This window comes from Chryseobacterium phosphatilyticum (genome assembly GCF_002899825.2).
GTDB classification, from domain to species: domain Bacteria; phylum Bacteroidota; class Bacteroidia; order Flavobacteriales; family Weeksellaceae; genus Chryseobacterium; species Chryseobacterium phosphatilyticum.
This window is the reverse complement of the sequence record NZ_PPED02000001.1, coordinates 475,836-498,194: the sequence shown is the minus strand read 5'-3', so window position 1 is coordinate 498,194 and position 22,359 is coordinate 475,836. Positions and strand designations below refer to the sequence as shown.

The window sequence follows — 22,359 nt, the reverse complement described above, 5'->3', positions numbered from 1 at the left end:
ATATTTACATGACCTGAAATCCCTGCCAGTAGGGATCTTCATCGTCAATAATTATTTGGTTATATCCTGTAATTCTTGCCCAGCCTTCAACTGATGGAATAATCGCTGCTCTTCCATCAACATTAGCAGTCCCTTCAACTCTTCCGATAAACTGAGACCCTATATAGCTTTCATGAATAAACTCTTCGCCTCCTTTTAGTTTTCCTTTAGCATACCATTGAGCCATTCTTGCAGAAGTTCCGGTACCGCAAGGTGAACGGTCCAAAGCGTTTTCCCCCACTAAAACAGCGTTACGCCCACTGGCTTTAGGATCGCTAGGTTGCCCTGTCCATTGAATATGGCTTAATCCGGTAATATGTTCGTTTTCAGGATGAATAAACTGATATTTTTCATTGAGTAATTTTCGGATGAGTTTTCCGTAATGAATAAGCTGGCTGGCGGTAAAATCAGAAATATCCCTGAAATTTTCCTGAGGGTCAATAATGGCGTAAAAATTCCCACCATAAGCAACATCTGCCTGTATCAGCCCAAGATCCGGGCATTCAACTTCCAGATTTTCAGCATACAGAAAAGACTTTACATTCGTGAGTTTTACAGATTTCACTTTTTTCCCTTCCTGTACATAATCTATGAGAATAAGCCCTGCAGGAGTCTCAAGTCGTAATTTTCCCGGAATTTTAGGTACAACAAGACCTTCTTCGATGGCAATGGTAACCGTGCCAATAGTTCCGTGCCCGCACATGGGAAGGCATCCGCTGGTTTCGATATATAAAACTCCGATATCATTGTTTTCGTCTACAGGAGGATAAAGGATACTTCCGCTCATCATATCATGACCACGAGGTTCAAACATGAGCCCTTTTCTTATCCAGTCATATTCCTTCATGAAATGGAGCCGGCGTTCCATCATGGAATTTCCTTTTAAAATAGGGGCACCTCCTGCAACAAGACGTACAGGGCAGCCACATGTATGGGAATCTATACAAAAAAATGTTCTGTTCATGTTGTTGGTAATTTTAATGATCCTGAATTCACTTCTCCATCCACCATTCTTTTTATTTGTAATGGATTTTCATCTTTCAGTTCTTCTGGTAAAAATTCGTCCGGCCAATTCTGGAAAGAGATAGGACGAACAAACCGTTTGACGGCATCTGGTCCTACGGATGTAAAACGGGCATCTGTTGTAGATGGAAAAGGACCTCCGTGCTGCATGGCATAAACTACTTCTACCCCCGTAGGCATTTGGTTGAATAAAAGCCTTCCACATTTATCCTTCAGAACATCAATTAATTTGATATTTTGACGTACATCTTCATCTGTAGCTGCTATTGTTATGGTTAGCTGCCCTTTCAACTCTTCAGCAATCTGTTGTATTTCTTCAGGTGCTTCACAGGCTACGATGATTCCGAATGGTCCGAAAACTTCTTCACTTAAAATACCATTTTGAATAAAATTCTGCCCCGTAGTTTCTATCACAACAGCTCTTCCCTCCCATTCATTAATTTCCGTATTTGCTTCTGCAACTATATTTACTTCTGATTGTGCAGAAGCAACGCTTTTCAGTTTTTCAAAATTTTCAAAAATACCTTTGTTAAGCATATTAGAAGGAATAATTTTCGGAATTTCAATTTTTAATGTGGCAATAAACCGGTCGATATTTTCGCCCTTTAAAGCAATAAACACCCCCGGGTTTGTGCAGAATTGTCCAACCCCCAGCGTCAAAGACAATGCATATTCTTTGGCCAGATCTTCTGCCCTGCTTTCCAGTAAATGGTCAAAAGCAACTATCGGATTGATACTTCCCATTTCCGCAAATACAGGAATAGGATTTTCACGGCGGTTAGCTATATCAAATAATGCTTTTCCACCACTAAACGAACCTGTAAACGCTACAGCACGGATATCATTATGTTGGGTTAAATAAGCACCGATCTCATAGGATGTTCCGGTAATATGGCTGAAAATTCCTTCCGGCCATCCGAACTCTTTTACTGTATCTGTGATCACATCAGCCATCATTTGAGAGGTCTGAGGATGGGCAGGATGCGCCTTTACAATAACAGGGCAACCTGCTCCTATCGCACTTGCCGTATCACCTCCTGCCGTGGAAAAAGCAAACGGAAAATTACTGGCACCGAAAACAACCACAGGCCCTAATCCTATGTTGTACTTTCTGATATCACTTTTCTGTTTTTCAGGCTGGGCAAGATCAATCCGGGTTTCTGCATATATTCCGGTGGCTACTGCTTTTGCGTAAGTTCTCCATTGTCCGGTTGTTCTGGCTTTTTCACCCGTGAGTCTTGCCAGAGACAAAGAAGTTTCAGTGTGGGCTGTTGTCAAAAGCTCTTCACCTAAAGCTTCAATCTGATCCGCCACCGCATTCATAAATGCGGCCCTTTCTTTTATGGTTGTATTCTTGAGGAACTGATAAGCTACGGCAGCCATCTGAATCCTGACCTCAATATTTTCTTTTGATGTTTCTTCAATCATAGCTTTTGTTCTGGTGTTAATCTAATGTTGGACGATTCGCTCTGCCTTCTTCAATAATCTTATTCACTCTTTGAGCTTCTTCACCCTGAAGTTCAAGGCGTGGAGCTCTTACATACGGATTACTGATTCCTTCCGCTGTGGCTGCCAGTTTAATATATTGGATAAGTTTTGGATGAATATCAAGTTCCAATAATGGCATAAACCATCTGTAAATGGCTACTGCCTTATCGTATTGCCCTGCTTTAGCATAATTGTACATGGCCATTGTTTCGTTAGGAAAAGCATCTACAAGCCCTGCAACAAGTCCATCTGCTCCTAGCATTAGTGTTTCCAGACAAATGGTATCTACCCCTCCAAGAATTTTGATTCTCTTTCCAAAACGGTTAATCATTCTCGTTACATTAGCAAGATCTCTTGTAGATTCTTTAACAGCCTGAATGGTTGGATATTGAATAAGCTCATCAAACATCTCAAGGGTAACATAAATTCCGTAGTCAACGGGATTATTATAAATGAGGATAGGAAGATCTGTAACGGTAGCTACTGCTTTAAAATATTCTACTACTTCATGACTATCCGCTTTATAACGCATAGGTGGAAGAAGCATAAGGCCATCAGCCCCTGATTCTTTTGCTTTTTTAGCGAAATGTATAGCATTTTTGGTTGTATTTTCAGCAAGGTTTAGGATGACAGGAATTCTTCCTTCTGTCATTTTTTTAGCATATTGGAGAAGTTCAAATTTTTCTTCAGTTTCCAAAGCACTGGCCTCTCCTAATGTCCCTGCCAGGATAATGCCATGCACTCCGGCTTTAATCTGGGCTTCTGTATTGACTGCAAACATTTCAAAATCAATCTTTCCTTCTTTTGTAAAAGGAGTTAATACAGCAGGATAAATCCCTTCCCAGTTTAGTTTTGTACTCATATCAAATAATATTTATTCAAAACTAGGTGAATTTTAAAACTGTAAATGTTAATATTTTAATATATTCTAACCGTATTTTAACATGTGATTATTCGTGGTCTGTAGTAGCCTCTTTATAATGCTTCAGATATTCTTTTGGAGAGTACTTCATGATGGATTTAAATACCCGGTTGAAGTTGGTAAGACTGGTGAATCCGCTGTTAAAAGCAACGGAAGAAATGTTGTACATGCTGCTGGAGGTTAATAATCTACAGGCCCTCTGTACTCTTAATTCATTAAGATATTGAATATAAGTAATTCTGGTATGTTTTTTAAAAGATCGGCAAAATGCCTGAGGAGTCATACAGGCTTCTCTAGCAATGGTATCAAGAGTAAGTTTGTGCTGGGTGAAATTCTTCTTAATATAGAATTGGGCGTCTATAATTCTCTGGTCATTGTCAGAAATATGATTAGGAAGTTTTTTTTCTGAAGACAACGGAACATGCAGATGTCTATTCAGCATCAGATGGTTTAAAATTTTTATAAAATCTAGGATCTGTTCTACTCCTTGTGTCTTTTGTAAGGCAGCCATGCTATCTCCTACACTTGATTTCAGTTTTGAAGCAATTTGAAATCCTACTTTTGAATGTTCAATGAAGTTTTTCAGTTCTTCAAATTCCGGTAAATCAAAAAAAGCGGCTATTTTTTTATCAGGATCAAAGAATATAGAAATAGCATGAACCTTTTGTTTTTCATTTTCATTAAAAGCTCCTTTAAAAACGTGTGATTGGTTGGCTCCGAGATAAAAAATATCTCCTGCTTCAAAGGTAAAGAGATTTTGTTCTATAGCCAGTGTTCCATGCCCTTTAATGATCCACATGATCTGGGTTTCTGTATGACGATGAAAGTACGGATAGAAATTAGGCATAATATCTTCCTGTATGCGAATGCTTTTATTGGTGTCGGCAGGCACTGAAAACTGGAGACTTTTCATGAAATCAATACTTTATGAGATGGATAATATAATGTGTTAAAATATTGCCGAATTTAAATAAAATATGAACATTGAATATCATATTAAAATCTAAACTTTGTCTATTATTTATTTTAGTGAACAAAGTACTATAAATAGTACAAAATCGTAACTTTAACCTTTTAAAATAAAAACTATTCATATTATATGTTTTCAGCACAAACTTATCAGGACCGGAGAGCCATATTACAAAGCAATGTACATAATGGCATCCTACTATTTTTAGGAAATATTGAGAATCCGGTGAATTTCGAACATAATCCTTATTATTTCCGCCAGGATAGTACCTATTTATACTATTTTGGAATTCAGGAACCACGAATTGCTGCTATTATTGATATTGATGAAAATAAAACTATTGTTTTCGGAGATGAATTAAGCATTGATGATATCGTATGGATGGGAAGACAGGAAACCCTGAAAGAAAAAAGTTGGAAATCAGGAGTACAGGAGACTTTACCTTATGCAGAATTGTCTCAATATATTCTAAAAGCACAAGCTTCCGGCAGAAAGGTACATTATCTTCCTCCTTACCAGTCTTCCAATAAGATGATACTGGCCGATCTCCTTGGAATTAAAATAGCAGAATTGCAACCTTCTGCAGAAATGATCAAAGCGATTGTAAAACAGCGTTCTATCAAAGAGGCTCAGGAAATCGTACAAATTGAAGAAGCAGTGAATGTCTCCAATGAAATGCATCTTTTGGCAATGCGTATGGCGAGACCAGGGATTAAAGAATATGAAATTGCCAATGCTATTCAGTATTTTGCTGCCAATAAAGAATGTCAGATGTCTTACCCTCCTATTGTGACTATTAATGGAGGAATTCTTCACAACCATTACCGTCTCAATACGATGAAAGAAGGAGATCTTTTCCTGAATGATTCCGGTGCAGAAACAGCTATGGGATACGCGGGAGACTTAACGCGGACATTTCCCGTAAGCAATACTTTTACAACAAAACAAAAGGAAATTTATGAGATTGTTCTGAATGCTTTTAATAATGCTCAAAAATTGCTGAAACCGGGAACCCGCTTTAAAGACATCCATTTGAAAGCTGCTCAGCACCTCGTAGAAGGCCTTGTAGATCTGGGACTAATGAAAGGAAACCCTGAAGAGGCTGTGAAAAATCATGCTCATACCTTATTTTTCCAATGTGGATTGGGACATATGATGGGACTTGATGTACATGATATGGAAGATTTGGGTGAACAATATGTGGGCTACACTGAAGAAGAACCTAAGGATACCAAAACATTCGGACTTAAATCTCTCCGTTTAGGAAAATCCTTAGAACCGGGATTTGTTGTAACTGTTGAACCGGGTATTTATATAATTCCTGAGCTGATTGATATCTGGCAGTCGGAAAATAAAAATGCAGCGTTTATTAATTATGATAAAGTAAACGAATACCGAAACTTCGGAGGAGTCCGTATAGAAGATGATTTTCTGATTACAGATGATAACTATAGACTTCTGGGCAACGGATTGATTAAAACGGTTGAAGACATTGAAAACTATCGGTCAGAACATTTAGCATAAGTCAAATAACCGCTATGAAAAACATAAAAAAAATAACTGTCATTGCATTATACTTCCTGTGTTTGTCGCCATTAGCTGCACAAAAAATGCAATGGACCCCCGATGGAAATGCTTATTATTCATTGAGTAAAAAAGGAGTTGAAATTATTGACCTTTTACATCCGGGAACAGAGCAAACACTTCTGAACAGCAATGAATTAATTCCTGCCGGAAGCGCTGCCCCTCTACAAGTCCAAAGTTTCCAGATATCTCCTGTTGACAACAGCTTATTGCTTTTTACCAATACCAAAAAAGTCTGGAGGGATAATACCCGTGGAGATTACTGGATCTTCGATAAGAATGCAAAAAAGCTTACACAGCTTGGAAAAGGACTGCCCGCTTCATCACTTATGTTTGCCAAGTTTTCTCCGGATGGTAAGAAAGTGGCCTATGTGTCAAAGCATAATATTTATATTGAAGATCTTTCAAATAATCAGATTGCTAAAATCACTATTGATGGTACAGATGGGATGATTAATGGTACTTTTGACTGGGTATATGAAGAAGAATTTGGTACTCAGGACGGTTTCAGGTGGTCCCCGGATGGAAGTAAAATTGCATACTGGAAACTGGATGCAAGGGGTACTAAAAACTTCCTGATGATCAATAACACTGACAGTCTGTATTCTTTTACTATTCCGGTAGAATATCCGAAAGCCGGAGAAAATCCTTCGGGTTGCAGCATATGGTTTTATGATGTTTCGACAAAATCTACGAAGAAAGCAGACATAACAGGCGATGAAGTACAACATTATATTCCAAGAATGGAATGGGTACCTGACTCGAAGTCCGTCATTCTTCAACAATTGAACAGAAAACAAAACGAAAGTAAAATTATTGTAGCGAATGCCGGATCAGGAACCAGTAAAACTATTTACACAGAAACAGATCCTGCCTGGGTTGATATAAAAGCACGTTGGAATAACAACGATCCCACCGGCTGGGACTGGATAGATAATGGAAAAGAATTCTTGTGGCTTTCTGAAAAAGACGGCTGGAGACATATTTATAAAATAGATATGAATGGTAAAGAAACCCTTCTCACAAAGGACGCATTTGATGTCATTGAACCACGGCTTTTTGATATCTCTAATAAGCAGATTTACTTTCTGGCATCTCCGGATAATGCTACGCAAAAGTACTTATATAAAGTAAGTATGAATGGAGGAAAGACGGAACGATTGACTCCTAAAGCGTATTCAGGTTCTAATGAGTATACGATCTCTCCTAACGGAAAGATTGCCTTATTTACGAATACCAGCACCCATGGATATACTGGAGGAGCTGTCGTATCGCTCCCCAATCATAAGGAGTTGGTGGCTGCCACGAAATCGGAGAAAGCAGATCCTGCAAAGGCTAAAAAAGAATTCTTCCAGATTACAACTGAGGAGGGTATTACTTTAGATGGTTGGGTGGTAAAACCTAAAAACTTTGATCCTGATAAAAAGTATCCAATTCTTTTCATGGTATATGGAGAACCCGCTTTACAAACTGTAACAGATAGCTTCTATGCCAATTGGGATTATTTATATACAGGTGACATGGCTCAGGACGGGTACATCTATGTTTCCCTTGAAAACCGGGGAACGCCCGCACCTAAAGGACGTGAGTGGAGAAAATCTATCTACCGGAAAATAGGGCAACTGAATATCCGCGATCAGGCTCTGGGAGCAAAAGCTCTATTTGCAAAATGGCCTTTTGTGGATACTTCAAGAGTGGCTGTATGGGGCTGGAGTGGCGGAGGCTCTTCCACATTGAATCTTCTTGGGCAGTATCCTGATATTTATCAAACAGGAATTGCTATTGCTCCTGTAGCCAATCAGTTATTTTATGATAATATCTATCAGGAAAGGTATATGGGGCTTCCACAGGAAAACAAAGAGGATTTTGTAAAAGGTTCTCCCCTGGCTTATGCTAAAAATCTGAAAGGAAACCTGCTATTAGTTCATGGTACGGGTGATGATAATGTACATTACCAGAATACAGAGGTATATATCAATGAGCTGGTAAAGTATAACAAACAATTTCAGCTGATGTCTTATCCTAACAGATCTCATTCCATCAGTGAAGGGGAAGGAACATTCCTGCATCTGGCAACAATGTTTACCAAATATTTAAAGGAACATTGCCCTCCCGGAGGAAGGTAATATAAGAAAACCAGATATCAGTTTATCTGGTTTTTTTATTAAACATGTGGTCATAATGATCGTCTTGTTACCTATAAATCGTAAGCCAGTCCTATATTTCCTATTCCTTTATAACCAAAACCAAGTTCAGCATTTACACCAAGCTGGCCTCCTAATCTGATTCCTAATCCGGTGAGCTGGAAATTAAAATGTGAATTACTTCGTAAAGGATTTCTGCTCTTTTCCAACGTTATTCCCAGCCCCACTCCGGAATACATACGAAATTTTGGTTTTGATACATAATTGTAATCACTTTTTATGGCAATAGTATAATTATGCGATTTTTCTACCGATGCATCAAAGTACTCATTGGTTATCTGTTGATATACTAAGTCTGTACCAATGGTCCATTTGTCTTTTATTGCATATTGATATTCCACAATAAAAGCACCAGAATTTCTTTTCTCATGTGGACCATACCCCAATGTAAATATCGTACTGAAGGCATTTATAAAATCTGTGCTTGTTCCCAATCCGTAGGCAATTTTTATTTCTGAACTTCCCTTAATTTGTGCTTTAAACAGACTACTTCCGGCAATTAAAAATAACAAGAAGACCGCTGTAAATAATTTTTCCATTTTCATTCTGCAAAATTAAGGCGAATAATGCAACATAATAGCTTTAGCGCATTAGAATACCGTTAGAACTCACTTAAAATATAATTAAAAGTGCTGGTATTGATCACAACCCAATCTTTTGAATTTTCATTTATAGGAATACACTTACAAACATTGTATCTTTACGTCATGGAAAATCAGGAAGAAATTGAGAAGCAAATACTAGAAATTGTACGGGCCCAGCATGAGAAAGACGGGGGCAATAACGGAGTTAATTTCGGAGCTTTTGATCATATTCTCAATATGTCAATTGAGGAAAGAAATGAAGTTTTACAACGAATGGCAAAGGAAAAGAAAATATTCATCTTTCATAGCTTGAATATGAGACGTGTGATTCTTCCTAAATAATATATAAATTAATATTATTTTTCAGTTTCCATCAATGATTATATTCACAATGTTATACATCAAAACCTCCCGAAGGAGGTTTTAAAATGAAATTTATAAACTATATGACGTGGTGTTAAAAAAAACTAGTAAATAAAAACTTGTTTTAAAATCATCAATGGATATGCCAAATAGATCACCATTTAAGGAAATCTTCATTTTTGTGGTAGCTTTTTCTAAAAAGCAAAACCTCCCGCATGATCAGGAGGTAAAATGTAATTTGTCAGAAATATGAAATTTTCAAGTGGTCAAATATAAAAAGCAAATACAAAGTTGGGTATGACTGGAATCATATCTATAGGAGAAGATCAATTAATTATTTTTCAGCATAAAAAACCCCCGAATCTCTCCGGGGAATAAAGTGTCAAAACCAATATTTTTTATATAGTGGTGTAAAATGATATTCTTCTATAAAAAAAGCAATGCGTATGCCAAATTAGTCACTGTTTAATGAAATTTTAATTTTTGTGGTACCTTTTTTATTCCGAAATATTCTTCTTTATTAAATATTTAGATATTTACAAAAAATATTAGATTTAAAAATTCATAAGACTATAGATTTGAAACTACCTCTCTCCTATTATGCTAATCAAGATGTGCTCTTTCTGGCACAGGATCTTCTGGGGAAAATTCTTTTCACAGAGATTAATGGTAAAAAAACGGCTGGAATCATTGTAGAAACAGAAGCTTATTCTGGTGTATATGATAAAGCTTCCCATGCGTATGGAGGCAGGAGTACAAACCGTACAGAAACATTATATGATCATGGCGGAATCGCTTATGTGTATTTATGTTATGGAATTCATCATCTTTTCAATATAGTTTCCTCGGTAAAGGATGAACCACATGCCGTATTAATCAGGGCTGTTGAACCTTTAGTAGGGAAGGAAATCATGGAAGACAGGAGAAAAATGCAGGTTTCTAAAGCTGCAATCTCCTCCGGCCCGGGATCTTTGGCTAAAGCATTAGGAATTGATAAGTCTTTCAATAAAAAAGATCTTACCGGAGATGAAATATGGATTGAAGATCAAGGCATTATATACAATCCGGATGAGGTAATAGCAAGTCCCCGCATAGGGGTTGCCTACGCACAGGAAGATGCTCTTTTACCGTGGCGATTTTTTGTGAAGGGAAATAAGTATGTAAGCAAACCCAATACAATATAACCTGTACCTATCCAGACTTTCATTATTCCTGAATAGCTTTATGAAATTCATGGTAGGAAGTGACAAGATCATCAAGAGAGAAACCCCGATTCAAACCACTTGTATTAGGCAAAATCCACACTTTGATACCGCAAAAATCTTCTGTTTGTGGTCCCCATACAATTTCTTTCTTTTGGGAAAATGCCTGATAAGCTGCTTTACCAAGAAAGGCAACATATTTTGGTTGAAATTCTGCTATTTTTACTCTAAAACTTTCAAGCGATTCATCAAACTCCTCTTTTGAAAGCTGGTCTGCCCGGGAGGTCGCTCTTGCTACAGCTGTCGTCAAACCATATCCGAATTTTAAAATATCATTGTCGTTTACCGCTTCAATCTCATAAGGCGTCAAACCTGATTGATATAGAACTTTCCAAAACCTGTTGCTTCTTCCTGAAAAATGGTGACCATCATCTGCTGATTTTAACCCCGGATTGATACCACAAAAAAGCACTTTGAGATTGGTGGCGATAATATCTTTTAGCATAAAAATTAAAATTAAGAAAAACAGGAAATAATTACTTCCTGTTAGTTTTTAAACCGCAATTTACTCATACTAAACCATATCCCAAGCACTAATTTTGATTTTGATACCCAATACGTTTCGTTGGCGATTTGCTACGTTCTATCCTTTACTTTTACGGTGTCACTTTATTAAAAATATTAACAACAGACAGGTAATAGTAATTTTACAGGATGAAATGTGGGATAAGAGATTAATCATCACTTTCAATAGACCAATTCTTATTATAAAATGATTATTAAAATTAAAAATATGAACTGGATTGCACTTGTTATCGCAGGAATTTTTGAAATCGGCTGGCCATTGGGACTTAAACTTTCCCAACAACCGGAAAGTAATAAATGGACATGGATTCTGTTTTCAGTAGCATGTATGACCGTGAGCGGAGGTTTTCTCTGGTATGCTCAGAAAAGTATTCCTATTGGAACAGCTTACGCAGTCTGGACTGGAATAGGAGCTGTTGGAACTTTATTGGTTGGGGTTCTGTTCTTCCAGGACTCTGCAAATATTTTTAGATTGTTGTCTGCATTACTGATTGTAGTGGGAATTGTAGGTCTCAAAATATTTTAATCAAAATAAACATATATAAAAATAAAACAGGCTTAAGATCTGAGGTCTTAAGCCTGGCATTATTCAACATGTGAATAATAAACCAACCACATTCAATATATTATTTATTTGTACACTTACAATTCGTTTGAGATTCTATCATTCTTGAATCTAATTTAATACAAAGGATTTGTAGCCTTTATAACTGTGCATTTTACATCCTGATATAAAGATATCAATCACAATGTATTCCGATATCAAATTTGGACAAACAGATAAGCACTTAAAAATAATAGCTATGAATGGAAGATTATGATCTACAAAAAAAGATTAATGATGGTAATTGATGTACAAAATATTCTTATTTCTTCCTGCCACCCTATTTTATAATACGTACCTATCCTTCAAAACTGACAGGCTCAGGCTAATTAATTTTCTAAAAATTTCATAGTACATACCACACTTTCATTTCTTTTGGTCAGGTATTTGAATATTTTACTAAATATCATTGATTCTACCAGTATAATTTTCTATACAAGAATCTTTTTTCATAAACCAATCACTTAAATAATAGCACTATGTCAACACAAAATTTAACACATCTCGATGCGATCAAAAAGATCAAAGAATTATCAGAAAAAGCAAAAATATGTATGTTTTGCACCGAGCTGGATACTGCACCTGTTAACTCCAGACCCATGTCTTTGCAGGAAACAGATAACAGCGGAAACCTCTGGTTTATAAGCAGTGGAACCAGCAATAAAAATTTTGAAATAAAAGAGGATCGCAGGGTTCAGCTCTTCTTTATGAACAATAGTGATGCCCAGTATCTTTCCGTATATGGGGAAGCCTCAGTGTATAAAGATAAGGCTACCATAGAAGAAAAATGGTCTCCATTGGCCAATGCATGGTTTGATGGAAAAGATGATCCGAATGTGACCATTATTCGTGTAGAACCTAAAGAAACTTATTATTGGGATACCAAAGCCGGTAAACTCGTAAGCTTATTTAGTTTTGTTGCGTCCGCCATTACGGGAAATAAAACCAATAACTCTGATGGCATTGAAGGAAATGCAACTATTTAACTTTTTCTGCTATTAGAAAAACTTAAAAATCAAATAAAATCCATTACCGGATGCATTTTTAGTAACATGCACAAAAAAGACGGGACTAAAAATTGTCCCGTCTTTACATAATTAAGATGATTATTTCTTTACGTCCTCGATAGATGCTCCAAAATTAATATGAAGAACATTTCCTGTGGGGGTTACCAGAGCAGGAACAGATTGTACTCCGGCATGTTCAGCTTCCCTAATTTTTGTTCTATCATTTCCTAAATGAATGATTTCTACATTCTCTAACCCAATAAGATTAACGATATCATTTTCTGCGCTGGTGCAAACAGGACATCCTGCATGGTAAAAAATTGCTTTTTTCATGATAATTTAATTAATTAATGTTGTAATGATTTTTTTTAATTCTTCTGTTTCTGCCTCCTGAAGAGGCTTTAAGGGACTCCTTAAATTCCCTCCATTTTCTCCAATAATGCTAAGCCCCGCCTTGATAGCCCTCGGCAATCCCTTATTAACAATAAATTTTAAAAGATCAAATTGCTGGTAGAAAATATCTTTGGCTTTTTCAAGATCACCCGTTTCAACTGCCTGATATAGCTTAATATTAAGCTCTGGAATAAGATTCGGAGCAGCCGTACACCACCCTCTTGCCCCGGCTGAAAAAGCAGCCAAAGCTAAAGGATTGGAACCATTGTAAAACGCCACGTCTTCTCCCAGTTCTCTTCTTAAATAATGCATTCTCTGAACATCTCCTGAACTTTCCTTGATCATCGTTACATTGGGGATCTCCAACAATCTTTTTAACAGGGCAGGTGACATATCTACCCCACTGGTAGCCGGATTGTTATAGGCCATAATGGGAATAGAAATTTTTTGTGCTACCGCATCGTAATGAGCAACAATCTCATCATCAGTCAGCTTCCAATAGCTCATTGGAATAATCATGACCGCATCAGCCCCTGCTTTCTCTGCAAATCGGGCGTGATGAATCGTTTTTTCTGTGGTAAGATTTGATACCCCTACCAGTGTTGGGATTCTGCCTTCTACCTGCTGGATGGTAGCTTCAGTGACAGCTTCTTTCTCTTCATCAGACAGGTAAGGCATCACCCCTGTGCTTCCCAATGGCGCAATTCCATGATTTCCCGAAAGAATCAATCGTTCTACAAGATGTTTGAAAAGCGGAATATCTATTTTTTCATTTTCATCAAACGGAGTAATGGGATATGCAATAATCCCTTTAAACGGAACATTTTTCATAGGTAATTCGATTTAAAATTAAAGGTCTCTCCCTTCTTCTTCTCTCAATGCAACTCCTAAATTCTGTAGTTGCGGAGCATTCTCACAAGCAATATATTTTGCAGGCTCTGTGTCACTAAGATTCTGATGCTTATGCCATGCCCATGACGGAATATAAACAGCATCTCCGGCTTCCCAATATACTCTCTCATCTTCTACTTCTGTCCATCCTTTACCTTCAATAACAAATAATACCGTTTCATAGGTGTGGCGGTGTCTGTTGGTTTGTTGCCCGGGCAATAATCCGCCAATTGTCATACTTACGTTTTTACTCGGAAGATCTACAAAGAAAACAGGATGCTTTCTTTCTGTTGAAAACTGATTGTGCTCCCCGGCATTTTCAACATTTTTATGAAGTAAATGGCTTGGTTTTACATACTTTGGTCTTGCAAAAGTTTCGTGAAAATCTTTAGAACTGAATTGTTTCTTGTCCATGATTTTAAAATTTTAAGGGTTTTGTGCTTAATTGCAAGACAAAATTACCTTATATTTGGACTGTTTAAATGACTCAGTTTTTACATAAATAAATAGTCCAGATGTTAAGACCTTGGAAATTAGAAATTGAAATTGATAAAAAGCTTAATAAAGCGGTATATCTTCAGATTGCTGACACTATTATTGCTGATATCCGTTCAGGCAGGTTGAAAGCCGGAGATGCTCTTCCCGGTAGCAGAAACCTGGCTATGACTTTAAAAATCAATCGAAATACCGTTGTAGAAGCGTATCAGGTTCTGATCAGTGAAGAATGGGTCCTTTCAAAAGAACGGAAAGGTATTTTTGTATCGGACAAACTTCCGGCTCTGCATGAAAAAACTATAAATAGAGCCGACAATGCCAATCATGAATCTATAAACACCAATGGAACTTTCATTAATTTTGATGATGGACATCCGGATAGTAAAATTGCTCCCGTTACAGAGCTGGCCAGAGCGTACCGGCAAATCTTCAGTATCAAAGCCAAGTGGCAGATGATGGGCTATGGAGATGAACATGGCGATATGGAATTTAGAAAAATGATTGCCCGGATGCTGAATCATCAACGTGGAATGAGCATTGATGAAAACGAACTTTCCATTACCCGTGGAAGTCAAATGGGTATGTTTTTAACCGCCCAAAGCCTTTTAACCATAGGCGATAAAGTGATTGTCGAAGATCCTGGTTATCAGCCCGCCTGGCAGGCTTTTGAATATGCAGGAGCCGAGCTCTTACCCGTATCTGTAGATGAGGACGGAATCGAGACTGAAACTATTGAAAAACTGCTGAACCAACATCAGGATATTAAAGCAATATACATTACCCCACACAGACAATACCCAACTACAGTCACATTAAGTTTAGCAAGGAGACTAAAACTTATTGAATTATCCAATCAATATAATGTTACCATTATTGAAGATGATTATGACAATGAATTTCATTTTGGATATCGTCCTATCCTACCTGTTTCAAGCTTTCCGGAGCTCAATAACTATGTCTATATCGGAACATTGAGTAAGGTCGTAGCTCCGGCTTTAAGAATTGGCTATCTGGCTACGAAGAACAGAGATTTATTAAAAAAGATCGGAAGTCTGAGAAAAATTATTGATGTACATGGAGATGTGATCATGGAGCAGGCTGTTCTCCAGTTAATCAAGGAAGGAGCTGTAAAGAAACACATTAAAAAAGCAACCGTCCACTACAAGAATAAAAGAGATTTTGTATTTGACCTTTTGAACAGACATATGAAAGAAACTGCAGATTTCACATTGCCAGAAGGAGGATTGGCTTTTTGGATTGTCCCCAAAGTAAAATTGAATTGGGATACAGTAGTAGCATCGTTACTGGAAAAAAATATAAAGGTTATTCATCCGAGACAGTATAGCAGGACTGCTGTTAATGGCTTCAGATTGAGCTATGGAGCACTTTCTGAAGAACAGCTGGAACAGAGTATAAAGATTATGTCTGATGTTTTTAAAAACCATAGATAGTTTTATCTCAAAACGCAATATGATCTCCCGCTGATTTTCAGATAAAGCAGATACTGGCTGAAGAAATCAGCGGAATCTCCTTAATCAGCGAGAGATTTTATTTTTCAATGCCTAAATAAATGCATCATTCGTTGATTAATGGTAAAAAACTGAGGCTAAAGACCTTATTCAACTTCAAAAATAGCCTGAATCTCTACTGAAGAATTAACAGGAATAGATGAGGCTCCCAGAGTTCCTCTTGCATGTTTTCCTTTGTCTCCGAAAACATCAACCGTCAGATCAGAAGCAACATTCATGAGATCGGCATGTTTCGTATAATCATCCTTTGTGTTAAAAATTCCTGTAAGCTGTACACATTGTTTTACCTTACTTAAGTCACCTCCTACAGCTTCATTCAATACGGAAATAACATTCAGCATGGTTACTTTTGTTGCCTCCTTTACCTGTTGCTCGTTAACATCAACACCCAGTTTTCCGGGATGTACTATTTTTCCATCTTTCAAGGCAACCTGATTAATAAATACCAGATTTCCAGAACGAACAAAAGGTTGATAATTTCCGGCGGGTTTAGGAACCTGTGGAAGAATAATATTTTTCTGTTTTAAAATATCATTAAAATTCTGATGATTTTCTACGATTGGCATCCCTTTTTTTGAATGGGTATCCTTTAATGCAAAAGCTACTTTTGCAAAGTTTTTTCCCTGAAGTTCGGCCAGATGTCTTTCTCCTTTTGAAGGTCTTTCAATATCCTTCAAAGAAGCCATACTCGTAATTCCCAATACAGAATTCCCTTGTGGTATGGATTTATTCAGTTCTTCGGTCCCTCTGATTCCGTTCGAAACCAAAACCATCCCATGTACTGCCAGACTGTTCCAGAATGCCTGAAGAGCCAGTTCTTTTCCTGCTCCGCTCCCCGCCGACATAAAAACAGTCGCAGGAATACCTTCTAATGCGTGATTGGTCCAAAGCTGAACGGTTTTGGATAAAAACTCACTCATTCCGGTGCTGATATTTCCAAAATAAACTGGAGAGCCAAAAGCAATTCCATCATAAGCAGTCAGTTCATCTACTGTCGCTACCGGAATATTTTTCAGGTTAGGGTTTTGAGATGCTTTTACCAGTTTGATGTAAGGAATAGCAGTATTTTCACTTTCAATTCCTTTGGCTATTTCTTTAGCCAGTTCATAGGTTCCCCCATTATCTGAATGGATCAGAACCAATATTTTAGCTTTATTTTGTGCCATGATATGGATACTGTTTAATAGTAAAATTAAAATAAAAAAAGAACATAGTTTTTTCATTCTGAATAAGATATAAGTTGATATTTATTTTAGGCTGCTTTTTATTCAACACAAACTTTAATTTTTTAATCATTGTATCGATATTGCAAAATTAATGTTGGCGTTTTTATTAAATTTGCCAAAAATCATATATAAAACGACAATATGAAATGTGGCCTGATTGAAAAAGCAAAAAGCCAGTTTGTAGACACTATAGAAAAAGAAGCCTATGTATGGTGCGAAAAAGACTGGAAGCATGACGAATATGAGCATGTACACCACCGTGCCCAGCTTACTTTTGTAGAAGAAGGCTATCAGTATTTTCATATTGATCAGAAAATATATCTGGTTCCTCAGCATCATGTAATCTGGATTCCTTCAGGAAAAGCTCATAAAATAACTTCTGAAGCTCAGACCGTAAATCTTACCGTATTTTTATTTAAATCCGTTTTCGAAGACGAATTTTACAGGAATGTTCAGGTATTTACCGCTCCTTCTGTTCTTAAAGAAATGTTATTGTATGCTTCCAAATGGAACCAATCCCTGATTGAAAATGAAGAGCAGGATCTCTTTTTAAAAGCTATTCTGAAAAGTCTACCCAATTTTTGCAAGGAAAGCAACGGGCTGGAAATTACGGTTCCATCAGATATCAGATTGATTCCAGTATGTCAGGATATCAATTCCAATTTTAAGTACAATATGGATATTGATTCTTTAGCAGAGAAAGCTCAGATGTCAGTCAGAAGCCTTCAAAGAACCTTTAAAAATGAAACCGGAATTACGCTACAAAAATACCATCAGCTAACCAGAATCTTAAAAAGTATTGAACTTATAGATACCAGAAAATTCACTTTAAGTGAAGTCGCTTATAAAGTAGGATATCAGAGTCTTTCAGCGTTTACTTCATCTTATTTTGCGGTCATGAAAACAAAACCAATTGTGAGAAAGTCTCACGGCGTTTCATCATGAGGCATATCTACAGGTTTTGATTGAGGAGAGCCTTTTTCCCGCAGCCAGACTGATAATAGAACCAGACAGGCAACAGCAAGGAATTCACTCTGCCAGTTCTGAAAAGATTCAAACCAAAATCTTGATTCTGAAAGGTAATGTAAAGCTGTTACAGGTAATTCATTTTTCATAACCTGCTCTTGATTAAAATCTTTCAGGCTACCGTAAAAATGCAATATAAAACTGATCAGAAATAGAATACCAAGAGCTAATGATAATGAATGTTTATAAATTTTAAGCCATAATCCTCCTTTTTTAACAGGCCATGGTGCTTTTGAATGTGCTACGGGTTCCTTGTCAACATCTTCTTTTTGTGTCAGGGATTTTGATTCACTGGAACCTTTTTGTCTCAAAGAAATAGTCAATAAGACATACAGCATCATTTGCAAAAATTCACTTTCCCAATTTTCAAATGTTGCTTGGATAAAATGCCCACTATGTAGATATTCATAGAAATTTAAAGCTGACTGTCCGTTTTCTGTAAGTTCCTTATTTTCTGTTTTCCAACCTGTCAGAAACTGACCAGCCAGAGAACACGTCATTAAAGTGATTAAAATAATACTAAGACTGTTACGATAGAAAAAACCTGTACGGGACATAGAACTACATTTAATGTTTGTTATTTAGTATTTCTGATAAGGAAATACTTTTTGTAAATCTTTAGTGGCAGGACCTGTCAACATTTTACCATTTACATTAAATCGGGAACCGTGGCAAGGACAGTCCCAACTTAGTTCAGCACTATTCCACCGGACTTCACAGGCAGCATGCGGGCAAGTGCTTTTTAAAAGGTGCAGCGTTCCGTCATTTTCTTTGTAGAGAGCGTATGATTCCGATTCATAGCGAATCACTTTTCCCTCTCCATTTTTAATTTCTGAGAAAGAAGCTATTTTATCGACAAAAATTTTATCTTTTATAAAGTCAAATACAACACTGGAAGCTTCTTCTACAAAATCTGAAAATCCTGCAACCGGCTTTATTCTTGTCGGATTAAACAAATTCTGGTATTTACTTTTACCAGTAATAATCATATCATGAAGAATCTGAGAAGAGAGAGTGCCAAATATCATTCCGTTACCTCTGAAACCTGTAGCTACCCAAATTTTTCCTTTACTGTCCGGAAGTTTTCCAATGTAAGGGAATCCGTCCACAGGCTCATAATATTGACTGGACCAGCTATAATGCACTGTTTCTACCTCAAAATATTGTCTGATGTAATTTTCAAGTTTTGAAAAATGTTCTCCCGTATCATCAGCATGCCCTGTTTTATGGTCTTCTCCACCCGCAATCAAAAGATTTTCACCATCACATTCCTGAATCCTGTAATAATGATAAGGATCGCTCAGGTCATAGCCAAGCTCCCATGGATATTTATTATCTTTCAAGGTAAAAGCAATAGCATAACTGCGGTATGGTGCGTTGGTAAAATGCAGAACATTAATTCCTGGAGGAATATGAGTAGCATAAATTACCTGTTTTGCTCTTATTTCCCCTTTTGAGGTTTTTAAAATGACATGATCTTCGTTTTCATCATGACTTTCACAACGGCAATTTTCCTCTATTTCACCTCCGAGCCTGATAAAAGCTTCACAAAGACCTTTAATATATTTTACAGGATGAAAATATCCTTGTCCCGGAATACATACCGCCTCTTTGAATGGCATAGGAAAAGGAATTTCATTTACATAGGTCATTTCATGTCCCACTTTAGCAGCACCCTCTGCAATACTTTTTAATTTCTTTTCCTGTTCCTCATCCAAAGCAAAGAGATAAGCTGCTTTTCTGGCATAATCACAACTTATTTTATATTTATCAATGTGCCCCTCAATGATTGCAATAGCATCTCTACCGGATTCCGCATATAATTTTGCATTTTCTAATCCAAAATCCTGAATAGCCTTGGTAAAAGTAGTGTCAAAAAAATCATTGAGATGAGCCGTAGTACCTCCGGTTGTTCCAAAACCAATATTGGCTGCTTCAAGGATAATACATTTTTCACCTGATTCCTGAAGCTTCAAGGCAGTTGACACACCGGTAATTCCACCACCTACAATGGCTACACTAAATAACTGGCTAAGATCTGTTTCCGTAGAAAATCGTTTGATTTCATCTTGCCATATACTTTTTCTTGCTCCGTCTCTATACATGACCTGGTTTTTTGAATTTTATCCGTTTATAATTATTCCCCCATTAGGATGAAGGACCTGACCGGTGATCTGAGCGGCATCTTCACTCGCTAAAAAAAGAAAGCTAAAAGCAATCTCTTCCGGAGTAGCATTTCTTTCCAAAGGAGGCTTTGTCGGATTTTCTTCTTTTTCATCAAATGTTTCTTTCGTAAGTGGTGTTATCACAGGACCAGGAGCTACAGTATTGATACGTATTCCCTTTGGTTTGGCCTGAACAGCCAGCGACCGCGTAAAAGATACTATAGCACCCTTAGTTGCTGAATAATCCAGCAACTCGGGATGCCCCTGATAAGCAGAAACCGACGTCGTATTAATCACACAGCTTCCTTTTTTCAGGTAATAAAAAACAACTTTTGTTAATAAAATCATTCCAACAATATTGGAATCGAATGTTTTCCTGATATTAGCTTCATCAAGCTTTTCAATATTTTTTTCAGGAAACTGAACAGCAGCGTTATTGACCAGAATATCAATTTTCCCAAATGATGCAATTACATTTCGGGTAGTTTCTTCACAAAATTCATAATCATTAATATCACCCCGAAAGATGATGCATTGTCTACCCAGATTCTCGATCTCACTTTTTGTCTTTTTAGCATCATCCTCACTGGAATGATAAATAATAGCAATATCAGCTCCTTCCAAGGCAAAAAGAAGTGCCACAGCCCTCCCAATTCCACTGTCGGCGCCGGTAATCAAAACTGATTTATTGTTTAGCTTTCCCATTTCTTTATCATTTACTTTCCGGTAACCGGCTTTTGCATTTCAGCTACTCTTTGGGCTACCATACTATCAGAAACGAGGTTAGAAATAGCTACTGAAAGCTTATTTTTCAATCCTGAGATGATTGTATCATCACCATTCATTAAAGCATTATAGCCATCCAAAGCCACTTCTTCCGGTGAAGCCAGATCATCTTTATCTTCAATGAGTTTGCTCCCATTCATGTCTGCTTTATTAAAAAAATCTGTATTGGTGAGACCTGGTAAAAGTGTTGTCACACTGATTCCTGAATCTTTCAGCTCTTCATGAATTGCTTCCGACCATGATAATACAAAGGCTTTTGTGCCATGATATACCGAATGCCAGGGACCGGGAACTTTACCGGCCACAGAAGCCAGATTCAAAATTTTTCCCGATCCTTTAGGCAACCGGTCCTTAATAAACAGTTTAGTCAATAAGATAACAGCGATGATATTTAGATTAATAATGTCTAGCTCACGATGAATATCTGTATCCTGAAACTTTCCGTATACACCTTGTCCCGCATCATTCACCAGTATTTCAGGGCTTATGGCATTCATTTTGAGCTCTGAATAAAGAGAATATACTTCATCTTGAAGAAATAGATTTTTAGAAATACTTATAACATTAATTCCGTATTCTTTGAATTCACTCATTTTCTTGCTTAATTCTTCATGATCTCTGGCTACTATAATTAAATCATAACCATTTTTAGCAAACTGCTTGGCGAGTTCATATCCTATTCCACTTGTGGCGCCTGTAATGAGAACATATTGATTTTTGCGTTCCATAAGGTATTTATTGTAAGATTAATAGCCTGTTCAATTCACTTTTCAAACATCCCAAAATAAATTCCGTATAATAAAGCTGCGCATTCAAAGCTTGTGTTTTAGGATGTAGTTCCAGCTTTTTGGTGAGAATAATTTCCCCTTTATAAGAGAAGGAAAAATAGGTGAAAATTTTATACCCTGAATTTCGGACTGGTGTGCAATACCCTGTTGTGGCAATTGACCAATCCGATTCATATAATCTGGCAACATTTGATGCCATGGTTTCAGCAATATTCCCTGAAACACAATCACAATCTTCTGCTTCCTGTCTGTTTACTTTCAATAATTTTACTTTTTCCGCTAAAGTATAAGCTGTCATTCCTCCTTTATAAAACAAAGAAGCATTCTGCATTTGTGAAAATGCCAGCTGCAAACATCCTGAAGTAACACTTTCAGCAATTGAAATTGTTTCATCTGCAGTCATCAGAGATTGGCTGATATAGTCGAGAAGATTTTTTTGAAATTCCATAATTGTAAATTTTTATGATGTGGAGATAGTAAGGTAC

The 22,359-nt window shown here is 37.0% G+C and carries 23 protein-coding genes; 8 read left to right on the top strand and 15 right to left on the bottom strand.

What is annotated here, in order from left to right:
• Window positions 1-4 precede the first annotated feature (4 nt).
• The 4 genes from C1631_RS02245 to C1631_RS02230 all read right to left on the bottom strand — a co-directional run bounded on the left by C1631_RS02245 (window position 5) and on the right by C1631_RS02230 (window position 4,385).
• Window positions 5-1,003 carry a 4-hydroxyproline epimerase gene (locus tag C1631_RS02245; RefSeq protein WP_109710147.1) on the bottom strand — a complete coding sequence of 333 codons (999 nt, stop codon included), beginning with the start codon at window positions 1,001-1,003 and terminating at the stop codon, window positions 5-7.
• Window positions 1,000-2,490, bottom strand: a complete 1,491-nt coding sequence (locus C1631_RS02240) for an aldehyde dehydrogenase (NADP(+)) (RefSeq protein WP_109710145.1) — start codon at window positions 2,488-2,490, stop codon at window positions 1,000-1,002. The genes C1631_RS02245 and C1631_RS02240 overlap by 4 nt, the downstream gene beginning before the upstream one ends.
• A gap of 16 nt (window positions 2,491-2,506) precedes the next feature.
• A complete protein-coding gene (locus C1631_RS02235) occupies window positions 2,507-3,412 on the bottom strand; it encodes a dihydrodipicolinate synthase family protein (RefSeq protein WP_109710143.1) in 906 nt (301 codons plus the stop codon).
• 88 nt (window positions 3,413-3,500) lie between these two features.
• A complete protein-coding gene (locus tag C1631_RS02230; protein WP_103248774.1) occupies window positions 3,501-4,385 on the bottom strand; it encodes an AraC family transcriptional regulator in 885 nt (294 codons plus the stop codon).
• A 186-nt stretch (window positions 4,386-4,571) separates the two neighbouring features.
• On the opposite strand from C1631_RS02230, the gene C1631_RS02225 reads away from it, so the two are divergent.
• Both C1631_RS02225 and C1631_RS02220 read left to right on the top strand, forming a co-directional pair.
• Window positions 4,572-5,966 carry an aminopeptidase P family protein gene (locus tag C1631_RS02225; RefSeq protein ID WP_109710141.1) on the top strand — a complete coding sequence of 465 codons (1,395 nt, stop codon included), beginning with the start codon at window positions 4,572-4,574 and terminating at the stop codon, window positions 5,964-5,966.
• Between the two features lie 14 nt (window positions 5,967-5,980).
• Window positions 5,981-8,152, top strand: coding sequence for a S9 family peptidase (locus tag C1631_RS02220; RefSeq protein ID WP_109710139.1), 2,172 nt, complete (start codon window positions 5,981-5,983; stop codon window positions 8,150-8,152).
• Window positions 8,153-8,223: 71 nt separating this feature from the next.
• Here the strand turns inward: C1631_RS02220 and C1631_RS02215 are convergent, their stop codons facing one another.
• Window positions 8,224-8,769: an outer membrane beta-barrel protein gene (locus C1631_RS02215; RefSeq protein ID WP_165828223.1), complete on the bottom strand. Its 546-nt coding sequence runs from the start codon at window positions 8,767-8,769 to the stop codon at window positions 8,224-8,226.
• Window positions 8,770-8,937: 168 nt separating this feature from the next.
• Between C1631_RS02215 and C1631_RS02210 the strand changes: the two genes are divergently transcribed.
• A complete protein-coding gene (locus tag C1631_RS02210) occupies window positions 8,938-9,156 on the top strand; it encodes a hypothetical protein (RefSeq protein ID WP_109710137.1) in 219 nt (72 codons plus the stop codon).
• A 599-nt stretch (window positions 9,157-9,755) separates the two neighbouring features.
• Window positions 9,756-10,361 (top strand): DNA-3-methyladenine glycosylase, encoded by a 606-nt coding sequence (locus C1631_RS02205; RefSeq protein ID WP_103250045.1) that lies wholly within the window; start codon window positions 9,756-9,758, stop codon window positions 10,359-10,361.
• Window positions 10,362-10,383: 22 nt separating this feature from the next.
• Here C1631_RS02205 and mug read toward each other — a convergent pair whose 3' ends face one another.
• The gene (gene mug / locus C1631_RS02200; protein ID WP_109710135.1) at window positions 10,384-10,884 is read right to left on the bottom strand and encodes a G/U mismatch-specific DNA glycosylase; all 501 of its coding nucleotides are present in this window, start codon (window positions 10,882-10,884) and stop codon (window positions 10,384-10,386) included.
• A 288-nt stretch (window positions 10,885-11,172) separates the two neighbouring features.
• Between mug and C1631_RS02195 the strand changes: the two genes are divergently transcribed.
• Entirely contained in the window at window positions 11,173-11,490 is a 318-nt protein-coding gene (locus C1631_RS02195; protein WP_103250046.1) for a DMT family transporter, read from the top strand.
• Between the two features lie 557 nt (window positions 11,491-12,047).
• The gene (locus C1631_RS02190) at window positions 12,048-12,554 is read left to right on the top strand and encodes a pyridoxamine 5'-phosphate oxidase family protein (protein WP_109710134.1); all 507 of its coding nucleotides are present in this window, start codon (window positions 12,048-12,050) and stop codon (window positions 12,552-12,554) included.
• A 120-nt stretch (window positions 12,555-12,674) separates the two neighbouring features.
• Here C1631_RS02190 and C1631_RS02185 read toward each other — a convergent pair whose 3' ends face one another.
• From C1631_RS02185 to C1631_RS02175, 3 genes are read right to left on the bottom strand one after another with little or no spacing between them, the layout of a single operon-like run.
• Window positions 12,675-12,908 (bottom strand): thioredoxin domain-containing protein, encoded by a 234-nt coding sequence (locus C1631_RS02185; RefSeq protein ID WP_109710132.1) that lies wholly within the window; start codon window positions 12,906-12,908, stop codon window positions 12,675-12,677.
• A gap of 6 nt (window positions 12,909-12,914) precedes the next feature.
• Window positions 12,915-13,799, bottom strand: a complete 885-nt coding sequence (locus tag C1631_RS02180; protein WP_109710130.1) for a dihydrodipicolinate synthase family protein — start codon at window positions 13,797-13,799, stop codon at window positions 12,915-12,917.
• An 18-nt stretch (window positions 13,800-13,817) separates the two neighbouring features.
• Window positions 13,818-14,273, bottom strand: coding sequence for a cupin domain-containing protein (locus C1631_RS02175; protein ID WP_109710129.1), 456 nt, complete (start codon window positions 14,271-14,273; stop codon window positions 13,818-13,820).
• A gap of 101 nt (window positions 14,274-14,374) precedes the next feature.
• Between C1631_RS02175 and pdxR the strand changes: the two genes are divergently transcribed.
• The gene (gene pdxR / locus C1631_RS02170; protein ID WP_109710127.1) at window positions 14,375-15,805 is read left to right on the top strand and encodes a MocR-like pyridoxine biosynthesis transcription factor PdxR; all 1,431 of its coding nucleotides are present in this window, start codon (window positions 14,375-14,377) and stop codon (window positions 15,803-15,805) included.
• A gap of 164 nt (window positions 15,806-15,969) precedes the next feature.
• On the opposite strand, the gene C1631_RS02165 is transcribed toward pdxR, so the two are convergent.
• Window positions 15,970-17,106 (bottom strand): Atu1372/SO_1960 family protein, encoded by a 1,137-nt coding sequence (locus tag C1631_RS02165; protein ID WP_109710125.1) that lies wholly within the window; start codon window positions 17,104-17,106, stop codon window positions 15,970-15,972.
• Window positions 17,107-17,250: 144 nt separating this feature from the next.
• On the opposite strand from C1631_RS02165, the gene C1631_RS02160 reads away from it, so the two are divergent.
• Window positions 17,251-18,054, top strand: a complete 804-nt coding sequence (locus tag C1631_RS02160) for an AraC family transcriptional regulator (RefSeq protein WP_109710124.1) — start codon at window positions 17,251-17,253, stop codon at window positions 18,052-18,054.
• Here C1631_RS02160 and C1631_RS02155 read toward each other — a convergent pair.
• The 5 genes from C1631_RS02155 to C1631_RS02135 are packed head-to-tail and all read right to left on the bottom strand — an operon-like array spanning window position 18,036 to window position 22,322.
• Window positions 18,036-18,692, bottom strand: a complete 657-nt coding sequence (locus C1631_RS02155) for a DUF6766 family protein (protein WP_103249246.1) — start codon at window positions 18,690-18,692, stop codon at window positions 18,036-18,038. The genes C1631_RS02160 and C1631_RS02155 overlap by 19 nt on opposite strands.
• A gap of 24 nt (window positions 18,693-18,716) precedes the next feature.
• Window positions 18,717-20,240 (bottom strand): FAD-dependent oxidoreductase, encoded by a 1,524-nt coding sequence (locus C1631_RS02150; protein WP_109710122.1) that lies wholly within the window; start codon window positions 20,238-20,240, stop codon window positions 18,717-18,719.
• Between the two features lie 18 nt (window positions 20,241-20,258).
• Window positions 20,259-21,005: an SDR family oxidoreductase gene (locus C1631_RS02145; protein WP_109710120.1), complete on the bottom strand. Its 747-nt coding sequence runs from the start codon at window positions 21,003-21,005 to the stop codon at window positions 20,259-20,261.
• Between the two features lie 11 nt (window positions 21,006-21,016).
• The gene (locus tag C1631_RS02140; protein ID WP_103249249.1) at window positions 21,017-21,814 is read right to left on the bottom strand and encodes an SDR family NAD(P)-dependent oxidoreductase; all 798 of its coding nucleotides are present in this window, start codon (window positions 21,812-21,814) and stop codon (window positions 21,017-21,019) included.
• A gap of 7 nt (window positions 21,815-21,821) precedes the next feature.
• The gene (locus C1631_RS02135; protein WP_109710119.1) at window positions 21,822-22,322 is read right to left on the bottom strand and encodes a CinA family protein; all 501 of its coding nucleotides are present in this window, start codon (window positions 22,320-22,322) and stop codon (window positions 21,822-21,824) included.
• Between the last annotated feature and the right edge of the window lie 37 nt (window positions 22,323-22,359).

Excerpts from the sequence above, each read along its gene's own strand:
- C1631_RS02165 (WP_109710125.1), bottom strand. The coding sequence starts at position 17,106 with ATGAAAAAACTATGTTCTTTTTTTATTTTAATTTTACTATTAAACAGT.
- mug (WP_109710135.1), bottom strand. The coding sequence starts at position 10,884 with ATGCTAAAAGATATTATCGCCACCAATCTCAAAGTGCTTTTTTGTGGT.
- C1631_RS02140 (WP_103249249.1), bottom strand. The coding sequence starts at position 21,814 with ATGGAACGCAAAAATCAATATGTTCTCATTACAGGCGCCACAAGTGGA.
- C1631_RS02195 (WP_103250046.1), top strand. The coding sequence starts at position 11,173 with ATGAACTGGATTGCACTTGTTATCGCAGGAATTTTTGAAATCGGCTGG.
- C1631_RS02180 (WP_109710130.1), bottom strand. The coding sequence starts at position 13,799 with ATGAAAAATGTTCCGTTTAAAGGGATTATTGCATATCCCATTACTCCG.
- C1631_RS02220 (WP_109710139.1), top strand. The coding sequence starts at position 5,981 with ATGAAAAACATAAAAAAAATAACTGTCATTGCATTATACTTCCTGTGT.
- C1631_RS02175 (WP_109710129.1), bottom strand. The coding sequence starts at position 14,273 with ATGGACAAGAAACAATTCAGTTCTAAAGATTTTCACGAAACTTTTGCA.
- C1631_RS02230 (WP_103248774.1), bottom strand. The coding sequence starts at position 4,385 with ATGAAAAGTCTCCAGTTTTCAGTGCCTGCCGACACCAATAAAAGCATT.
- C1631_RS02225 (WP_109710141.1), top strand. The coding sequence starts at position 4,572 with ATGTTTTCAGCACAAACTTATCAGGACCGGAGAGCCATATTACAAAGC.
- C1631_RS02240 (WP_109710145.1), bottom strand. The coding sequence starts at position 2,490 with ATGATTGAAGAAACATCAAAAGAAAATATTGAGGTCAGGATTCAGATG.
- C1631_RS02185 (WP_109710132.1), bottom strand. The coding sequence starts at position 12,908 with ATGAAAAAAGCAATTTTTTACCATGCAGGATGTCCTGTTTGCACCAGC.
- C1631_RS02210 (WP_109710137.1), top strand. The coding sequence starts at position 8,938 with ATGGAAAATCAGGAAGAAATTGAGAAGCAAATACTAGAAATTGTACGG.
- C1631_RS02145 (WP_109710120.1), bottom strand. The coding sequence starts at position 21,005 with ATGGGAAAGCTAAACAATAAATCAGTTTTGATTACCGGCGCCGACAGT.
- pdxR (WP_109710127.1), top strand. The coding sequence starts at position 14,375 with ATGTTAAGACCTTGGAAATTAGAAATTGAAATTGATAAAAAGCTTAAT.
- C1631_RS02155 (WP_103249246.1), bottom strand. The coding sequence starts at position 18,692 with ATGTCCCGTACAGGTTTTTTCTATCGTAACAGTCTTAGTATTATTTTA.
- C1631_RS02215 (WP_165828223.1), bottom strand. The coding sequence starts at position 8,769 with ATGGAAAAATTATTTACAGCGGTCTTCTTGTTATTTTTAATTGCCGGA.
- C1631_RS02190 (WP_109710134.1), top strand. The coding sequence starts at position 12,048 with ATGTCAACACAAAATTTAACACATCTCGATGCGATCAAAAAGATCAAA.
- C1631_RS02150 (WP_109710122.1), bottom strand. The coding sequence starts at position 20,240 with ATGTATAGAGACGGAGCAAGAAAAAGTATATGGCAAGATGAAATCAAA.
- C1631_RS02235 (WP_109710143.1), bottom strand. The coding sequence starts at position 3,412 with ATGAGTACAAAACTAAACTGGGAAGGGATTTATCCTGCTGTATTAACT.
- C1631_RS02160 (WP_109710124.1), top strand. The coding sequence starts at position 17,251 with ATGAAATGTGGCCTGATTGAAAAAGCAAAAAGCCAGTTTGTAGACACT.
- C1631_RS02135 (WP_109710119.1), bottom strand. The coding sequence starts at position 22,322 with ATGGAATTTCAAAAAAATCTTCTCGACTATATCAGCCAATCTCTGATG.
- C1631_RS02245 (WP_109710147.1), bottom strand. The coding sequence starts at position 1,003 with ATGAACAGAACATTTTTTTGTATAGATTCCCATACATGTGGCTGCCCT.